This window comes from Verrucomicrobium sp. BvORR034 (assembly GCF_000739635.1).
Taxonomy (GTDB): Bacteria; Verrucomicrobiota; Verrucomicrobiia; order Verrucomicrobiales; family Verrucomicrobiaceae; genus Verrucomicrobium.
This window is the reverse complement of record NZ_BATQ01000126.1, coordinates 1-604: the sequence shown is the minus strand read 5'-3', so window position 1 is coordinate 604 and position 604 is coordinate 1. Positions and strand designations below refer to the sequence as shown.

General features: G+C 61.1%; 2 protein-coding genes. Both read right to left on the bottom strand.

The annotated features are described in order from the left end of the window. The coding region (locus tag BV034_RS21020; RefSeq protein WP_265593273.1) for a hypothetical protein at positions 1-403 on the bottom strand (403 nt) is incomplete at its 3' end. Between the two features lie 11 nt (positions 404-414). After that, on the bottom strand, positions 415-604 hold a 190-nt coding region (locus BV034_RS21015; RefSeq protein ID WP_265593272.1), incomplete at its 5' end, for a hypothetical protein.

Below are 604 nucleotides of genomic sequence, written 5' to 3'. Positions count from 1 at the left end.
CGCGCTCGCAGCTGCGGCCGTGTGCCTTGGCACACATGAGGCCAAAGCGAGCCCGCGCGCTGGGTGGAGACAGGCGCATGGAGGTGAGCCAGTTGGGGAAGAGTTTCGCTTGCTCTGCCAGCTGCTGTAGCTCACCAGGGCTGTAGGGCCTGCCGAGCTCCATCAGGGCCAGCAGTTTTTCGAAGTCCTGAAAGTCATGGGACATCATGGGCAGTTGCATCGCCGCCTGATCGGGAGGCCGGTCGTTCAGCCGGGCGTCCAACACCGTGTAGACCTTTGCCCCTGTGAAGATGGCTTGAGCGTGGCTGAGGGTGATGGAGCCCGCCCATAGATTCCGGATGGTATCGCACACAATGTCCATGATCTCCTGATGGGCATTGGGCAGCTCGTAAAGGGTGCTCATAGCAGGAGGGGTTATCGAGCTTGGGCCGTGATCGTGAGGTCGGCAGAGAGCGGCGTGGTGCTCCCGGTGGCTGCCCATCTGCGGGCACCTTCCATGATGGCGGCCAGATGGTTCTGAGCCCTGATTCGCTGCATCATCATCCCATGATTTCCGTTGTCGATGTGCACCACGAAGGACTGCAACCCATCGTCGTGGTCAGTC